The 13,487-nt window shown below is 65.9% G+C and carries 21 protein-coding genes; 5 read left to right on the top strand and 16 right to left on the bottom strand.

The window, feature by feature from the left end; genetic code table 11:
• The first annotated feature begins 31 nt into the window (after nucleotides 1-31).
• Entirely contained in the window at nucleotides 32-955 is a 924-nt protein-coding gene (locus D5S08_RS15375; RefSeq protein WP_121120080.1) for an AraC family transcriptional regulator, read from the top strand.
• Nucleotides 956-1,600: 645 nt separating this feature from the next.
• Here D5S08_RS15375 and D5S08_RS15370 read toward each other — a convergent pair.
• From D5S08_RS15370 to D5S08_RS15340, 7 genes are all read right to left on the bottom strand, one after another.
• Nucleotides 1,601-1,831, bottom strand: coding sequence for a helix-turn-helix transcriptional regulator (locus D5S08_RS15370; protein ID WP_121120079.1), 231 nt, complete (start codon nucleotides 1,829-1,831; stop codon nucleotides 1,601-1,603).
• The gene (locus tag D5S08_RS15365) at nucleotides 1,828-2,016 is read right to left on the bottom strand and encodes a hypothetical protein (protein WP_121120078.1); all 189 of its coding nucleotides are present in this window, start codon (nucleotides 2,014-2,016) and stop codon (nucleotides 1,828-1,830) included. Before D5S08_RS15365 ends, D5S08_RS15370 begins: the two co-directional genes overlap by 4 nt.
• Before the next feature lie 2 nt (nucleotides 2,017-2,018).
• Nucleotides 2,019-2,282: a DUF2312 domain-containing protein gene (locus tag D5S08_RS15360; RefSeq protein WP_175578956.1), complete on the bottom strand. Its 264-nt coding sequence runs from the start codon at nucleotides 2,280-2,282 to the stop codon at nucleotides 2,019-2,021.
• A 50-nt stretch (nucleotides 2,283-2,332) separates the two neighbouring features.
• On the bottom strand, nucleotides 2,333-2,707 hold the full coding sequence (locus D5S08_RS15355; protein ID WP_121120077.1) for a hypothetical protein: 375 nt from the start codon (nucleotides 2,705-2,707) through the stop codon (nucleotides 2,333-2,335).
• 110 nt (nucleotides 2,708-2,817) lie between these two features.
• Nucleotides 2,818-3,114, bottom strand: coding sequence for an ogr/Delta-like zinc finger family protein (locus tag D5S08_RS15350; RefSeq protein ID WP_121120076.1), 297 nt, complete (start codon nucleotides 3,112-3,114; stop codon nucleotides 2,818-2,820).
• On the bottom strand, nucleotides 3,107-3,607 hold the full coding sequence (locus tag D5S08_RS15345; RefSeq protein ID WP_121120075.1) for a hypothetical protein: 501 nt from the start codon (nucleotides 3,605-3,607) through the stop codon (nucleotides 3,107-3,109). Before D5S08_RS15345 ends, D5S08_RS15350 begins: the two co-directional genes overlap by 8 nt.
• Complete coding sequence (locus D5S08_RS15340; RefSeq protein WP_121120074.1) at nucleotides 3,604-3,936, bottom strand: transcriptional regulator; 333 nt, start codon at nucleotides 3,934-3,936, stop codon at nucleotides 3,604-3,606. The genes D5S08_RS15345 and D5S08_RS15340 overlap by 4 nt, the downstream gene beginning before the upstream one ends.
• Before the next feature lie 23 nt (nucleotides 3,937-3,959).
• On the opposite strand from D5S08_RS15340, the gene D5S08_RS15335 reads away from it, so the two are divergent.
• From D5S08_RS15335 to D5S08_RS15325, 3 genes are read left to right on the top strand one after another with little or no spacing between them, the layout of a single operon-like run.
• Nucleotides 3,960-4,682, top strand: a complete 723-nt coding sequence (locus D5S08_RS15335; protein WP_121120073.1) for a S24 family peptidase — start codon at nucleotides 3,960-3,962, stop codon at nucleotides 4,680-4,682.
• A 33-nt stretch (nucleotides 4,683-4,715) separates the two neighbouring features.
• Nucleotides 4,716-5,450, top strand: a complete 735-nt coding sequence (locus tag D5S08_RS15330) for a hypothetical protein (RefSeq protein ID WP_121120072.1) — start codon at nucleotides 4,716-4,718, stop codon at nucleotides 5,448-5,450.
• A 2-nt stretch (nucleotides 5,451-5,452) separates the two neighbouring features.
• Nucleotides 5,453-5,872, top strand: coding sequence for an HIRAN domain-containing protein (locus D5S08_RS15325; protein ID WP_241557463.1), 420 nt, complete (start codon nucleotides 5,453-5,455; stop codon nucleotides 5,870-5,872).
• On the opposite strand, the gene D5S08_RS15320 is transcribed toward D5S08_RS15325, so the two are convergent.
• The 9 genes from D5S08_RS15320 to D5S08_RS15280 form a co-directional block, all read right to left on the bottom strand.
• The gene (locus D5S08_RS15320) at nucleotides 5,869-6,873 is read right to left on the bottom strand and encodes a contractile injection system protein, VgrG/Pvc8 family (protein WP_121120071.1); all 1,005 of its coding nucleotides are present in this window, start codon (nucleotides 6,871-6,873) and stop codon (nucleotides 5,869-5,871) included. The two genes, D5S08_RS15325 and D5S08_RS15320, sit on opposite strands and share 4 nt — an antisense overlap.
• On the bottom strand, nucleotides 6,870-7,280 hold the full coding sequence (locus tag D5S08_RS15315; protein WP_121120070.1) for a phage tail protein: 411 nt from the start codon (nucleotides 7,278-7,280) through the stop codon (nucleotides 6,870-6,872). Before D5S08_RS15315 ends, D5S08_RS15320 begins: the two co-directional genes overlap by 4 nt.
• Nucleotides 7,281-7,283: 3 nt before the next feature.
• Nucleotides 7,284-9,746, bottom strand: a complete 2,463-nt coding sequence (locus tag D5S08_RS15310; protein ID WP_121120069.1) for a phage tail tape measure protein — start codon at nucleotides 9,744-9,746, stop codon at nucleotides 7,284-7,286.
• Nucleotides 9,746-9,883, bottom strand: coding sequence for a GpE family phage tail protein (locus tag D5S08_RS15305; RefSeq protein ID WP_121120068.1), 138 nt, complete (start codon nucleotides 9,881-9,883; stop codon nucleotides 9,746-9,748). The genes D5S08_RS15310 and D5S08_RS15305 overlap by 1 nt, the downstream gene beginning before the upstream one ends.
• An 8-nt stretch (nucleotides 9,884-9,891) precedes the next feature.
• Nucleotides 9,892-10,194, bottom strand: coding sequence for a phage tail assembly protein (locus D5S08_RS15300; RefSeq protein WP_121120067.1), 303 nt, complete (start codon nucleotides 10,192-10,194; stop codon nucleotides 9,892-9,894).
• Between the two features lie 69 nt (nucleotides 10,195-10,263).
• Nucleotides 10,264-10,776 carry a phage major tail tube protein gene (locus D5S08_RS15295; RefSeq protein ID WP_121120066.1) on the bottom strand — a complete coding sequence of 171 codons (513 nt, stop codon included), beginning with the start codon at nucleotides 10,774-10,776 and terminating at the stop codon, nucleotides 10,264-10,266.
• Between the two features lie 62 nt (nucleotides 10,777-10,838).
• A complete protein-coding gene (locus D5S08_RS15290) occupies nucleotides 10,839-12,014 on the bottom strand; it encodes a phage tail sheath subtilisin-like domain-containing protein (protein ID WP_121120065.1) in 1,176 nt (391 codons plus the stop codon).
• 19 nt (nucleotides 12,015-12,033) lie between these two features.
• Entirely contained in the window at nucleotides 12,034-12,381 is a 348-nt protein-coding gene (locus D5S08_RS15285) for a GPW/gp25 family protein (protein ID WP_121120064.1), read from the bottom strand.
• The gene (locus D5S08_RS15280; RefSeq protein WP_121120096.1) at nucleotides 12,378-12,950 is read right to left on the bottom strand and encodes a phage baseplate assembly protein V; all 573 of its coding nucleotides are present in this window, start codon (nucleotides 12,948-12,950) and stop codon (nucleotides 12,378-12,380) included. Before D5S08_RS15280 ends, D5S08_RS15285 begins: the two co-directional genes overlap by 4 nt.
• A gap of 411 nt (nucleotides 12,951-13,361) precedes the next feature.
• Here D5S08_RS15280 and D5S08_RS15275 point away from each other — a divergent pair.
• Nucleotides 13,362-13,487: response regulator (locus D5S08_RS15275; protein WP_145963214.1), on the top strand; the 126-nt coding region annotated here is incomplete at its 3' end.

The following is a 13,487-nucleotide window of genomic DNA, read 5'->3' as shown; positions in this document are numbered from 1 at the left end:
TGTCGCTCAGGCAGGATGGGACAAGGAGCGCATGGACGATCGGCTTCAGGAACTCCGCGCTCTCGCAGCCAGGGCAGAGAACCGCCGGACAGAGACGGGCATCCCGCGCGTGGCTATGGTGCAAGGCGAGATCCCGGAGCACCAGCTAGCTGCGGTCTACGATCCCATGGTCAACCTGATCCTCACCGGATCCAAGACGATGTCTGTCGCCGACCAGACCTTCCGCTACGACCCGGCGACATATTTCGTGATGTCAGTCGATCTGCCGGCGGTCGGCTCGGTTCATCCATCCGCAGACGGGCAACCCTACCTTGCCGTCAGCCTGACGCTGGAGCCGGCGATCGTTGCCAATCTGTTGGTCGATTTGTTGAAACCTGCCGGAGGCAGCCTTTACGCGCCCGGCTTCTCGGTCGCGCCAGTAACACCCGACCTGCTTGACGCATGGGTCAGGATGCTGCGTCTGATAAACAGGCCAGACGAGATTGCCGCCCTTGCGCCCGCTTACGAGCGTGAAATCCTGTTCCGCGTCCTGCAGGGCCCCATGGGTTGGATGCTGCGAGACATCGCGACGCCGGACACGGCGCTGTCGCGCGTCGGTGTTGCGATACAGTGGATCAGGGAAAACTTTGCCAAGCCGCTGCGCGTGGAAGCCCTTGCGGATATGGCCGCGCTCAGCGTCTCGGCCTTCCACCGGCACTTCAAGGCGGTCACGGCGCTCAGCCCCCTGCAGTACCAGAAGCAGGTTCGGCTCCTCCATGCGCGGTCGCTGCTCATCGCCGGAAAAGAAAATACCACTGCGATCGCCTTCGACGTTGGCTATGAGAGCCCCAACCAGTTCAGCCGGGAATATGCGCGACAGTTCGGCCTCCCGCCGTCGCGCGACGCGGCCCAGCTCCGCCACGGACGGGCCGTACTTGCGTTGGATCATCCTGAACCGAGATCGCTGCCCGGATAATCGGCAGCCTCCAGGCATCACCCAGCATCAAGTGACGGTGCTTGACGTGCCAACGGCCTGGTTGGCTCGGCCTCTCCGAGCGCTTTTCGCTCAGCTTCGCCACCTCGGGAGGCTGCCGACACGCCCAACACGTGCGGCCATGCGCGAAGGTGCGAGAGGAGCGCGTGGCAAGCAGCAGGCGCGGACGCCATGCGGCCGGGTGAGCTGGAGGCGGCGTGCGCGGTGGGCACCTACCGCTGACGATCGGATCGCGACACGGTTCTTGCAGCAGGCGATCGCGCTGACGGCAAGCGAGCAATCAGGCATTATGGAGCGCCGCCAGGCGTAGTGGAACTGTAGCCGGTTTCACACGCGTCGATGACTCCAGCTGTGCATAGGCTTGTGGAGAAGCGGTGACAGCCAGGCCAGCGCCTTGCATCTAGAATCAGAGCGATTCATGATGCCGGCATCGAGACCGCGACAAGGTGCCACGGCGGGGTGCCACGAGGTCTTGACTCGCAAGGAAACATATAGCTTTTCAGATGCTTAGGATCTGATCGAAAGCTGGCTGGGGCGGCAGGATACTGGCGGTTGCGCTAAGCTGCTGAACGGACATGGCTTTTCTCGTTATTGGTTCTGTTGAGGCCCCCAGCGAGGCCCCCGGAATTAGTTGGGGAAAGGAAAGCGACGTTCTTTCCAGGCATCGATGTCGCACTCCGCCCAAGCGACGCGTTTTCGGCCGATCTGCCGATTTGGCGGGAAGGTGCCGGCGGCGATCGCGCGGTAGATCGCGCTGCGACTCAGCGATGTTTGATCCACAACCTCGTCGATCTTGAGCATGCGACCGGTGCGACCAGCGGGCTGCAGTTGCGGTCTGTTTTCGGCGGCGGGGGTCATCGGTTGTCTCCGCGGGCGCAGGCGAAGGCGTGCGCGATGATGAATGGGATGGCGAGCAGGGCGGCGACCAGCAGCCGGGCGCGGGTCAGGGCGCGGATGGTGAAGCTGGCGCGCGATTGCGCCACGGGAGTGCAGGCGCAGCAGGTGCAGCCGATCGGGTGAAGGTGGCGGAAGTTGCGGGGCATGGTCAGGCGAGCCCCAGCGCGGATTTGTAGGTTTCGAGGATCGCTTCCATTTCGCGGCGGGCATCCGGCTTCATCTTCCGGAGGCGCACGGTCTGGCGCATTATCTTGGCGTCATAGCCGGTGGCTTTCGCTTCACCGTATACGTCGCGGATGTCGTCGTAGATGCCCTTCTTCTCTTCCTCTAGACGCTCGACGCGTTCGATCAGGAGGCGCAGGCGTTCGTCGGCGGGGCGGCGCTTCGTCGGCAGTTCGACCGGCATCTGCATCTGGGTTTCGCGGGGTCCGCCAGGGCGGCGGACGCTGTGGACGGAGGCGTTCATAGGACGTCTCCCAGCTTGCTGAGTTGCGTGGCCAAGCCGATGCCGAACAGTACGGCAATGGTCGGGTGGATCGCGGACAAGGTGCCATCCACCAGGCGGGCACCGAGAGCGACCTGTCGCTCCAGCGAGGCTGTGATGGTCGCCTGAGCGGCAGCTTCGGACCGCATCTCGGCGGCTGAGGCCTGCTCGGCACGCTGGTGAGCGGCGGCGGTGCAATCCGGGCAGACCGCGCATTCGATTTCGTCGCTGAGCGCCGCCGTCCAGCTGGCGGGCAGCAGCGGAAAAGGGCGGTTCTCTTCCGCGTCGCAGCGGTGACAGATGTAGGTGAAGGTGGTGAGCGGCGTGGGAGTGATGTCGACAGGCAGGAACATCGCGATTCTCCAGCAGGGTGACAGGCAAAGCGGGGCGATCCCGGAAGCGAGCCGGGCAGAAATAGCGGGGAAGGGGATCGGACCGCGACCTACGCGGTCAGGTCAGGCAGTTAGGTACCGGCAACGCTCTCCGGTGCGCCGGTCGTGTTATCGTTGTCGGCACGATCGTTCGCTGCCTTGCGCCATTCGGTCATGGGCAGCGCATGGAGCGGCTTGGGATAGCGGCTGGGTCGCACCGCGCGGATGGCGACCATCTCGACCACGAAGACGTGGCCGCAGGCATCCGGATTGCGGCAATGATAGTAAACCTCCCGGAACAACGCGCTGGTCTTCCCGGTGGTTTTGGCAAAAGCCCGGCCGGCGCATGCCGGACAGGTGACGTGTGGCAATCGGTTTGCACTACTCATGTGCGTTTTCCCCCTCGGTGATCTCCGGCGCAGCCCCGTTGCCGCACAGAAGGGCTTTGATCCGACCGGCAATGCGCGGGATGATCGCGTCTACTTGCTCGATTTCGGTAAGTGCTTTTTTCAGCTGGGCCGGTGTGGCGTTCGGATCGAGGGCGGCGATGCACTCGCTCATTGCCTTTCCGCTTTCCCGCGCCAGCTCGGCGACATCTCTTGCCAGCAGCAGACGGCACGCGACCGCCTGCACCAGCTTGGCGTCGAACTGGCGGGCGTAGCTCTCCAGGATGGGAGCGTAGTTCCCACCGGCAGCGACATAGGCGGCGTCCAGCGCGAAGGCCTGCGCCAAGGTCGGCAGCGTGCCTTTGTCATCATCGCCCCAGAACTCCACTGCTCGGCCTGTGACGCCGAACATTGCGCCGGCGACGTCCCACCCAATCAGCTTGCCGATAGTCTGGATCGCCTTGGGGAAATCGTATGGATCGCGGACCTTGGTCACTGGCCCGTTCCCGTCAGCTTCGTTTCCGCTTGCCGATCGAAAGCGACAGCGCGATCACGGCCGGCCAAAATGGGGCTGCAATCCTCGCCCGGTACGTCGACAGGCGAGGGCAACGCATGGGGGTAAAAGTCTGGTGCCAGCAACCAATACGGAACGCCGGTCTTTTTCGAAACCTGCATGGCGTACTTGGCGGGCAGGCGCTTGGTGATGTTGACCCACTTGGAAACGGTGCCCTGCCGGACGCCGCATATCTCGGCCAATGCGAGCTGCGAACCCGCGGCGTCGAGCACAGCCAGCAAGGCTTCGTACGGGGTGAGAGCGTGTGCCATGCCAAAGCTATATTCCAATAGGAATGTCTCCGTCAACTCGCATCCGTGGCTTTCCTTATATTCCGGCCGGAATATTGAGAGCTATGTCTACCGGTGAACGGATCAGAGCGCGGCGGCGAGAGCTAAGCCTTACGCAAAAGGCGCTGGCCCAGATGGTCGGGCTGACGCAGCCGACTATCGGCAAGCTAGAGTCGGGCGAGCAGGCCGGGACCACCAACCTGGATAAGATTGCCAGAGTGCTACAGACGACAGCCGCCTATCTTCGCGGCGACATCGATGATTCTGCTGAGGATGCTTTCATCCCACCGACACCGGCAGAGATCGCGACCGAGATGGGCTTGGTCCGCGTCAACGAGATCGATCTCGACATCGGCATGGGCGCGTCATTCCTCGACGAAAGCCATGTGACCGAAGTCGAGCGTTGGGTGCCGCAGGAGTGGGTTGCTGCCCTTACCAGCACGGCCGCACCGCTGCTGACCTTCGCCCGTCCGTTTGGCGACAGCATGTACCCGACCATTAATGATCGCGACATCATCTTGATCGATCGGTCGGAGCGCCGCGTTAACCGGCAGGAAGCGGTCTGGGCGCTATCCTATTCCGGGATGGGCATGATCAAGAGGGTGCGCGTCGAACCGGATGGCACCCATCGCCTGATGGCTGACAATCCGCAGGTACGTGATGCCACAGCAGCTGACGGCGAACTGTTCGTGATCGGGCGCGTGGTCGGTGTCGTACGGCGAATGTAGGGGGCGCTTCAAGGGCGGCTTTCGAAGGGGTCAATGAGAGATTTTCTAGCGTTCTGCACGCTGCTGGCGTGCCTAGCTGTTTTCGTGCTTTCGTTCGTGGCACTGTTCCGCCCACTGCCGAAGCTGCGTCTTGGAACAAGGAAGCGAGCCTTCGCCGGGTTTGGGGTCGCGTTGGTCCTCTTCGTCGCAACGGCCCTCATCATGCCCCCGCCGGCGGAACAGGAGACTGCTGCAGTGGGAGACGGAGCGGAGGCGCAGGACGCTCAAGCAGATTCCACGACCGCATCGACCAGCGGCGAGCTTACGCCAGCGCAAGACGAAATAGTCAGCTTCGCGCGCCTTACCGTGATGCAGACGATCGTCTGCGGGGGTTCCGCTGACCTCACGCAAGAATCGATCGATAAAATCCGGTCGGGCAGGGCTCGACCAATCGACGCCTACCAAGAAGCCAAGCGGGCTATCTCCGACTGTGGGAACGCCGTCACTGAACTGCAGCGCAACGATTTGGCCGATCGCCTTCCTGCCGCCGACAGATCCCTTGGGCAGCAGGCGCTCGCATCGTGTGGACAGGCCGCAAGCGAGCGTAAGGCCGCCATGGAGATGGTGCAGACCATCTTGGACGGCGACGACCGGCCTTCCAATGCATCGGAGTATCTCGACTATAAAACGGCGGCAGCGAACGCAGAAGCGTCATGCCGGCTGTATCTCCTCGGTCTGGCAGAGCGGGCAGGAGTGCCTGACAGCGATGTTGAGTTCGCCAAGCCGTAATCGTGACTGATCGCCTGCCAGCCCTCTCACTCGCCGTCGTCGGTGCGCATCACCCAAATGCCGACAAGTCGAACCGCCAGTTCGAAATCCTGCTTTGCGCACCAGGTGAGCCGGTGGAGCTGCGGCCGGAACCAAAGAACAAGCATGATCCCCATGCCATAGCCGTGCTGTCCTGCCGGGGCGTGCAGATCGGCTATCTGTCGGCCGAGCGCGCGCCGCGCATAGGGGGCATGCTGCGCGAGCGCGAAGTGCAGGCGGTGTTCCAGCGACAGGCAGCGTTCGGGGCGTGGATACGGGTTGCGTTCGACGGCGATGCGCCGGTGCTGACGGATGCCATGCTGGTCGATCATGGCGGAGACGAGTTCAGCCACGTGGATGCCGAGCCGGACTTCTACCCGGACGAGGAATATCCGGACAACTAGCCTGCGGTTTCCATCCGCAGATCCGTGCGGAAGCCGCCGCTCTTATCGAGCCGGTGCGTCACCTCGCTGATCAACCAGGTGGTGGCGTCGATCTCCGGCTTGAAGCCACTGGCTGTGACCCGTGCCTCCGGGAATGCGTCCGGGCGGCCGAGCGTCAGCTGCATGTCCAGCGTGGCCGGTGCGCGTGCCAGTCGGGCGCGTTCCGCCTCGGCCGCCCGGCGGGCGCTGGCCTCGTCCGGATAGACGCGGCGCAGGCGCTTCGCCCCGTCGGCCGCGCCGACCGTAACGGCCTGCCGCTTGGCGGCGCGGCGATCTTGCCAGGTGGCGGTGACACCCTTCTGCTCCTCGCGCTTCTGCCGCTGCCAGTTGTGCCCATCGCCGCTTCGGCGCGTGAGCGCGATGGTCGGCAGGGATTGTCCGCTGGTGGTGCGCCCGGCACCCGTGCGGGCGAAGATCAGCGTCCCGGCCTTGATGGTCGCTACGGCGTCGTGTTCGCGGCCCAAGCGGCGCAGGAAGGCGATATCGCTTTCTCGGCTCTGGTGGACCGCCGGCAGGCTGATCGCGCCTAGATCTGCCGCCACGCGGGCTGTCAGACCATTGCGACCAGCGACCGCCTGCAGCACGGCGCCCAGCGTGGTGCGCCTCCAGCTGTGCGAGCGGCGGTTGCGGATGTCGCTGGTGAAGTCGACCGCCCGGGCCTTGATGGCGATCTGGTCGGGCGGGCCGGAATGGGTGACATCGTCCACCTTGAAGGCGCCCTTGTCGATCAGCCCGGGAATGACGTCCGACCCCTGGCGCCAGCCCAGGTGGACGCGCAGCACCGCGCCTTCCGGCGGGATGGCCAGCTGGCCATCGGCATCGGACAGCACGATATCGAGCTGGTCGGCTTCGTCGCCGCGCTTCTCCGACAGGCTGAGGGAGACCAGGCGCGGGCGGATGCGATCGGTCAGATCCACGCCGTCCAGCGTGACGCGCCAATCGGGGATGTTGGTGACGATCATGCCGCCGGCTCCGCTGCGGGCGGGGCAGGATCGTCCAGGCGCAGCAGCTCGATGCCGAAGTCGATCCGGCGCGGCGTGCCGTCCGCCAAAAAGCTGGTGTGCTTTTCGTCGATCGCCAGCAGGACGAAGCTGCCCCAGACCGTACCGTCACCGCCGACCAGCGGCAGGGTGTCGCCGGCATCGGCCATGCCACGCAGCTCGTCCAGCGACACGCGGCCGTCTACCAGCTCGGTATAGACGACGCCCGACAGGCTGATCGTCTCGTCGCCGCGGCCGAGGAACTGCGCGGCGTCACGCGCACCGATGCGCGGGCTGCGGGCGTGCTGCCAATCGCTGCGGCGCTGCAGCTCGTCCACGCCGAGCCGGCCGACCGCGAACAGGAACATGCCGAGGGCCATCAGGTGCATCGATCAGTCTCCATCGTCCCCAAAGCCGCGTCCGCGACGCTCCCGCTCGATCTTGTCGAGCGCGCGGCGGAGCGCGTCCTCGATGTCGGTCGGGTCGCCCGATCCGAAGTGCATGTGGAAGTTGTAGGTGTCGCCGCCGGCTGACATTGCGGAGGCCGACGTGGTGCCCGCCTGGGCCGCTGCGGCGGCGGCGGCGGGTGCCAGGGCCATGCTGCCGGCGGTGGCGCCGACCGCCAGCGCGCGGGTCATCTGGCTGGACAGATCCGTGATGCGCGACAGCGGGCCGGAGGTGTTGCGGGCAATGCCCTGTTCCAGGCCGGCCATGGTGAAGCCGCCCAGTTCGGCGAAGACGCGCGATGGTGAGTGGATGCCTAGCTTCTGTTTGAACCAGTTGGCGACCGAGCTGGCGGCATCCATCACGGTGGTCTTCAGCGCGCCCAGGCGGTTGGTGATACCGGCGATCAGGCCATTGATCAGTTCGCGCCCGATCTGGCCCAGGTTGATCGAGCGGAGGTACGCCAGCGCCGGCAGCAGGGCACGCATCAACAAGCCGAGCGGGTGGAAGGTCAGGAATGACTGCACGAAGGCGTCGAACGCGCCGCTGACGATCTTCTTCAGGCCTTCCCACAGGCCGGCGAACCATCCGGTGATCGCCTCCCACTTGTCGTAGATCATGTAGACAGCGGTGCCGACCGCCGCGATTGCGGCGACGATGGCGATCATCCACCCGAACAGCGCGCCGATCGAGATCCCGAGGATGCCGACCAGCGGGGCCGCCGCCATCGACACAGCGCCGAAGGCGAGAGCGAGGCCGCCCAGCAGGAAAAGCAGCCCGGCACCAAGCGCCATGAAGATCATCAGCGCCTTGGACAGGCGCGGGTTCTCCGCCGCCCAGTCGCGCATGGTGTTGGCAGCGGAGGTGACGTTTCTCGCCACGGCCACTACGGTCGGCAGCAGGAACTGACCCAGCGTGATGTTGAGCGCGGACAGGGCGTTGCCGGCAAGCCCGGTGGCGCCCGCGGTGGTGGCGGTGGCGGTGGCGGCCAGGAACTCCCGGTTCATGGAGCCGGCATATTTGCTGCTGTCGCCGACCATGGCGAAGTTCGTCCGCATCTGATCGAGGCTGGTCAGCATGGGCGCGATCGCCGCCACGCTTTCCGAGCCGAACAGCTCGGTCAGCATGCCGGCCTGCGCTTCCTTCGGCAGCGCCTGCAGTCGCTGCATGACGGACAGGATCGTGCCGCCGGCGTCGCGCTGCATGTCCTTCGCGACCTGGACGGCGTTCAGCCCCAGCGCTGAGAACGCCTCGTTCTGCGACTTGGTGGCAGCCTCGCCCTTAGTCAGCGCCAGCATCATGTTCTTGATGCCGGTGGCGCCGATCTCGCTCTCCACGCCCACGGCGGACAACAGCTGCGCCATGGAGGCGATCTGCGGCGCGGCCACGCCGGCCACCTTGCCGAGCGGGCCGATGCGGGTGACCATCTCCGTCACGCCACCGACATTGCCGCCATAGGCATTGGTGAGCGCATTGATCTGGTCGGCCAGCGCGACCACGCCGTCCTGCCCCATGCCGAACGCGGTGCGCCACTTGGCCATGGTCTCGCCGGCGTCGGCCGCCTCCATCTCGAAGGCGACGCCCATCTTGGCGGCATCCTCCGCGAAGCCGAGCAGTTCCTTGCGGGGCACGTTCGCGCGGCCGGCGGCGGCGACGATCTGGGCGATGCCTTCCGCCGCCATCGGGATGCGGGTGCTCATGTCCAGGATGTCGGTCGACATCTGGCTGAAGGCCTTGGGGCTGGGGAAGTCGACCACCTTGCGCACGTCCGCCATTGCGCTTTCCAGCGTCATGGCCTGTTCGGTAGCGATGAAAAGCGGGGCGGCGGTGGCGGTGCCGGCGGCGATCATGCCGATGCCGGCGGCGGTCGCTTTGCCGCCCAGATCCTGCAGCTTCTGCGCGTCACGCTGGGCGCGGCCGGCGCGCTCCAGATGCGTGGTGCGCTCGCGCATGGCATCGTTCACCCGGTCGATCTCGCCGCGCAGCCGGCGCTCCTCGCTGGCCATGTCGCGGGTGGAGACGCCGGCGGCCGACAGATCGGAGCGCAGGGCATTGAGGCGCACCTGCTGCTGACGATGCGCATCGCTCAGCTGGTCGGCGCTGCGGCGCGCCTTTTCGAACTCCTGCCGCATCTTGCGGGTCGGGTTTTCGGTCTGGGCGAGATCCCGGCCGAGCGCGGTGGCGCGGGCCTGTGCCTGGTGCATCGCCGCTTCACTGTCGCGCAGGCCGGTCTTCAGCTGCCGGAACTCGCCGACCTTGCGCTGGACCTTCTCCAAATCCTTCAGTTCGGTGCCGAGCTGCGCCAGATCGGCCCGGGCGCCGGTGGAGGCGCCGGAGATCTGGCGGAGCGGGGCGGTCAGCTTGTCGAGGCCTTCCAGGATGATCTGCAGGCGCAGGTTGCGATCGGCCATCAGCGCTTTCCGGATGCGGGTTTGTCAGGAGCTTGCGACCGGCGCGCAGCCTGCGCGCGCCAGCCCATCAGTTCGGACAGGGGCATCCCGTCCATCGCAGCGGGCGGCCAGTGGAAGATGATCGCCACGTCCGCCATCGCGTCGTCTACCGATCGAGGACATCCGTGCGCTGCGACTTCTGCAGCAAAAAACCGCCGATCTCCGCCCCGCAGGCCAGCAGGTCGGCCGGATCGAGATTGGCCGCTTCCGCCTCCGTGATGGTGGGCTGCGCGACGCGGGGCAGGATCTTGGTCAGCGAATCGACCTTCAGCTGGCCGAGGTCGACCAGGGACAGGCCGCGCAGTTCGCCCGACTTGGGCTTGCGCAGCTGCAGCGTGGCGATGGTGGTCTCGCCGCGCTGGATCGGCGTGTCGAGGGTGACGGTACGGGAAAGGACGGCGGAGGTCATGGCGAGATCCAGATGTTAGGTGCAGGGAAGGGCAGCCGGGCGCACGGCCGGGCCTAATCACGCCGGCGATCAGTAGACGCCCAGCAGGCCCCGGCGTTCGGCCAGGCGATCGATGCCGTTGACGGACTCGATCATGTTGAGCGGGTCGATCTCCAGTTCGACGCGGCCGTTCCAGACCAGCTTGTAGTAGGCGAGCGCCATGGTGACGCTGAAGTCGCTCGCTTCACCGGTCTCCTGGTCGCCCATATCGATCTCGGAATGACGGCCGCGCACGATCACTTCGACATGGTCGATGTCGCCGGTGTCATCGCGCTGGTAGTTGCCGGCGAAGCGGACATAGACGCCGTCGACGGTCGGCGTGCCCCACTGGCGCAGCACCTGGCGCATCGGACCGCCGCAGGTGAAGGACAGCTCCATCGCCTCCATGCCCATGTCCATGCTGACGGTGCCGCTCATGCCGGCGCCGCGATATTCCTCCATGGCGCGGGAGAGGGTGGGCAGGGTGACGGTCTTCGCCTCGCCCTGGTAGGCGAGGCCTTCGTTGAACAGCATCATGTCCTTCAGGACGCGGGGCATACCCATGGTGGCGAACTCCTGTGAAAGCGGGGCCAGAAAAGGCGAGAAATGTCAGGCGGTGGTGGCGGTCAGACGTCGGCCGCCAGCTGCGCGCTGAAGTCGGCGAAGTAGGCGTCGGTGATGCGCTGATTGAAGCCGAGGTCTTCCAGCGGCGGCGGCACGGTGTAGTCGAAGTCGATCCGCAGCTTGCCGGCGCGCAGGCCCGCGACATCGTTGTTCGCTTCGTCGAACCAGGCATTGGCGCCCAGGATCACGCCGGCGGCCTTCAGCCCGCGGAACAGGCCGTTCACCGTCTCGATGATGTCCTTGGCCAGGCTGGGCGTCAGGGGCTTGTCGATCGCCCACAGCATGCCCTGGACGATGGTGTCCGTCAGCAGCTGGGCCACGCGCACCGTGCCTTCGAACGCGAAGGGGCCGCCACTCTCGGCCGTGGTGCGGTTGCCCCAGAAGCGGAAGCCCGCATCGGTGCGCACGACGGCCGTCACTTCCTTGGAGTTCAGCAGCGCGGCGTCCGTCGACTGATCCTCGATGTCCCAGCGCATCGGCTGTGTGACGCCCAGCACGCCGGCGACGGCGGTGTTGGACAGCGTCTTGTGCGGGCCGACCTGCTCATCGATCAGCGCGCGCAGGCCCATGGCGCGGGCGGCGGCGAAGCTGGTGATGTTGGCCTTCGCCACCGGATCGAAGGCGATGAAGTCGGGGGCGAGCAGCATCAGCTCGCGCGCGCTGAACTGGCCGCGATAGGCGATCAGCTCAGGGACGGTGGTGCCGATCGCGCGGGCGTAGGCGAAGCCGCGCAGCTTCTGCGCCACCACCGCCAGGGCAGCGGTGACCGCCTGCGATTCCAGACCGGGGGTGCCGATGATCTTGGGCTTGATGCCGATGATGTCCTTGGCATCCAGCAGTGCCTGCATGCCGGTGCGGCGGCCATCGGCCTGCGTGGTGCCGATGACGTTGCCGGCCAGATCGGCCGGGGCGTTCCCTTCGGCCACGCGCACCACCACCATGACGGGGCGGGTCTGGTCGGCAATCGCGCGCAGCGCGGTGGCCAGCGTGCCGGACGCGCCCGCCTTGCCGATCATCGTCTCGATGTCGGTGACAAGCACCGGAGTATCGAGCGGGAAGGCGGCGGGGTCCGCATCGTCAGCCGTGGCGACCAGGCCGATGATCGCGGTGGAGATCGCGGTCAGGGTGCGGGCGCCGCTGGTGATCTCGGCAATGGTGATTCCGTGCTTGAAGGCCATGGGCAGTTCCTTGGGAGGGTCAGGGCTGAAGGGGCAGGACGAGGCGGGCGGCGCGGCCGGCGGCGGTGTCCGTCCGCACGGCATCGATGATCAGGGTCGCGGCGCCGGGGCGCTCGCCGGCGGCAAGCTGGACGCGGCGCAGGCGCAGGCGGTTCTCCCAGCGGGCGAGCGCCAGTGCGGTCGCGGCATAGACGCGCAGCAGGCCGGCGCCGTTCATGGGCTGGTCGATCAGCTGGGGCAGCAGCGAGCCATAGTCGCGGCGGCCGGCGCGCGTGCCGACAGCGGTGCCGAGGATATCCCCAACCGACTGGCGGATATGGTCGAGGCCGTCGAGTTCGGTGCCGGCGTTGCGGGACATGCCGGTCATTCGGGCGGCCTGGTCTTGGCGCCGCCGGTCTGGACGCCGGAGTGCAGGTGCGACTTCAGGCTGATGCCGGCGGCGGTGACGTCGGTGCTGGCGGCAAGCCTGCCGTCGACCGTGGCATCGCCCTTCATGATCGTGCGACCGTTGATCGTGACGTCGGCGTTGATGGTCAGACCGCCCGGCGCATCCACCGTGGCGGTACCGCCGGCGGGCAAGGCCGCCGCAAGCGCATGCGCGGCGTGATCGTAGGACAGGGTGGCGCCGTCGGGCATCTCAATCAGCACCAGGTCCACCGAGGCGGACGGGGCAGGGTTGGCATCGGACGGCAGGCCGGACAGCACCACACCGAGCGCGAGATCGCCTTCTGGGCATAGCACCAGCACCTGCTCGCCGACCGACGGCGGCGACCAAATCTTCACGCCGCCAGCGCGCCCGGCAAGCCAGGGCAGGTCGCCGGTGGTCAGGTCACCGATGATGACGGTGCAGGTACCGGCCGCATGATCGACCGACGCGATCACGCCGATCTGGACGACTTCACCAGTTAGCTGAGCAGGATCTGCATAGGGTGCCATGATCGCGTTCATGGCGCCGTGACGTGCGCGATGCGCGGCCCGGCATCGGGATGGCCGCCCGGCCCGATGCGGAGGAGAGCCTATGGCTGCCTGCCTACCTGATAGCATGCCGGCTTTGGTGAAGCGTATGGCGGCTATCGAGCCTTCTTGACCCAAAAGCCGCCTTGTCTCTCACGCCACCATGTCAGCCATTTAAATCAGGCGCTGAGCTGCCAAGACGCTGACGATTGGTCAGGGGTAGTGGTAGAAACATCAATCTGCATAATCCGGTTTGGTGATGATTAATCCCAGGAGCGGTCCTGAAAAAATTCGGCCTCAGTAACACTACGGATAAGTCACCTTTTTCGTTGAGAACGAGATTGGTTAACGCGACATTCGGCCACGGGCACCAGAGGGAAACGGGGCTGATCAATGCGCGTATTGCTGATCGAGGACGAGCCGACGACCGCCAAGGCGATCGAACTGATGCTGACCACTGAAAGCTTCAATGTCTATTCGACCGATCTGGGCGAGGAAGGCCTCGATCTAGGCAAGCTA

Origin of the sequence: Croceibacterium ferulae (assembly GCF_003660445.1) — a bacterium.
Lineage (GTDB): Bacteria > Pseudomonadota > Alphaproteobacteria > Sphingomonadales > Sphingomonadaceae > Croceibacterium > Croceibacterium ferulae.
This window is presented reverse-complemented; position numbering and strand designations above follow the sequence as displayed.

What these genes read in the sequence shown, in the direction of transcription:
- D5S08_RS15375 (WP_121120080.1), top strand. Translation starts at nt 32, where the DNA reads ATGGACGATCGGCTTCAGGAACTCCGCGCTCTCGCAGCCAGGGCAGAG.
- D5S08_RS15370 (WP_121120079.1), bottom strand. Translation starts at nt 1,831, where the DNA reads ATGACCCCCGCCGCCGAAAACAGACCGCAACTGCAGCCCGCTGGTCGC.
- D5S08_RS15365 (WP_121120078.1), bottom strand. Translation starts at nt 2,016, where the DNA reads ATGCCCCGCAACTTCCGCCACCTTCACCCGATCGGCTGCACCTGCTGC.
- D5S08_RS15360 (WP_175578956.1), bottom strand. Translation starts at nt 2,282, where the DNA reads ATGCAGATGCCGGTCGAACTGCCGACGAAGCGCCGCCCCGCCGACGAA.
- D5S08_RS15355 (WP_121120077.1), bottom strand. Translation starts at nt 2,707, where the DNA reads ATGTTCCTGCCTGTCGACATCACTCCCACGCCGCTCACCACCTTCACC.
- D5S08_RS15350 (WP_121120076.1), bottom strand. Translation starts at nt 3,114, where the DNA reads ATGAGTAGTGCAAACCGATTGCCACACGTCACCTGTCCGGCATGCGCC.
- D5S08_RS15340 (WP_121120074.1), bottom strand. Translation starts at nt 3,936, where the DNA reads ATGGCACACGCTCTCACCCCGTACGAAGCCTTGCTGGCTGTGCTCGAC.
- D5S08_RS15335 (WP_121120073.1), top strand. Translation starts at nt 3,960, where the DNA reads ATGTCTCCGTCAACTCGCATCCGTGGCTTTCCTTATATTCCGGCCGGA.
- D5S08_RS15330 (WP_121120072.1), top strand. Translation starts at nt 4,716, where the DNA reads ATGAGAGATTTTCTAGCGTTCTGCACGCTGCTGGCGTGCCTAGCTGTT.
- D5S08_RS15320 (WP_121120071.1), bottom strand. Translation starts at nt 6,873, where the DNA reads ATGATCGTCACCAACATCCCCGATTGGCGCGTCACGCTGGACGGCGTG.
- D5S08_RS15315 (WP_121120070.1), bottom strand. Translation starts at nt 7,280, where the DNA reads ATGCACCTGATGGCCCTCGGCATGTTCCTGTTCGCGGTCGGCCGGCTC.
- D5S08_RS15310 (WP_121120069.1), bottom strand. Translation starts at nt 9,746, where the DNA reads ATGGCCGATCGCAACCTGCGCCTGCAGATCATCCTGGAAGGCCTCGAC.
- D5S08_RS15305 (WP_121120068.1), bottom strand. Translation starts at nt 9,883, where the DNA reads ATGGCGGACGTGGCGATCATCTTCCACTGGCCGCCCGCTGCGATGGAC.
- D5S08_RS15300 (WP_121120067.1), bottom strand. Translation starts at nt 10,194, where the DNA reads ATGACCTCCGCCGTCCTTTCCCGTACCGTCACCCTCGACACGCCGATC.
- D5S08_RS15295 (WP_121120066.1), bottom strand. Translation starts at nt 10,776, where the DNA reads ATGGGTATGCCCCGCGTCCTGAAGGACATGATGCTGTTCAACGAAGGC.
- D5S08_RS15290 (WP_121120065.1), bottom strand. Translation starts at nt 12,014, where the DNA reads ATGGCCTTCAAGCACGGAATCACCATTGCCGAGATCACCAGCGGCGCC.
- D5S08_RS15285 (WP_121120064.1), bottom strand. Translation starts at nt 12,381, where the DNA reads ATGACCGGCATGTCCCGCAACGCCGGCACCGAACTCGACGGCCTCGAC.
- D5S08_RS15280 (WP_121120096.1), bottom strand. Translation starts at nt 12,950, where the DNA reads ATGGCACCCTATGCAGATCCTGCTCAGCTAACTGGTGAAGTCGTCCAG.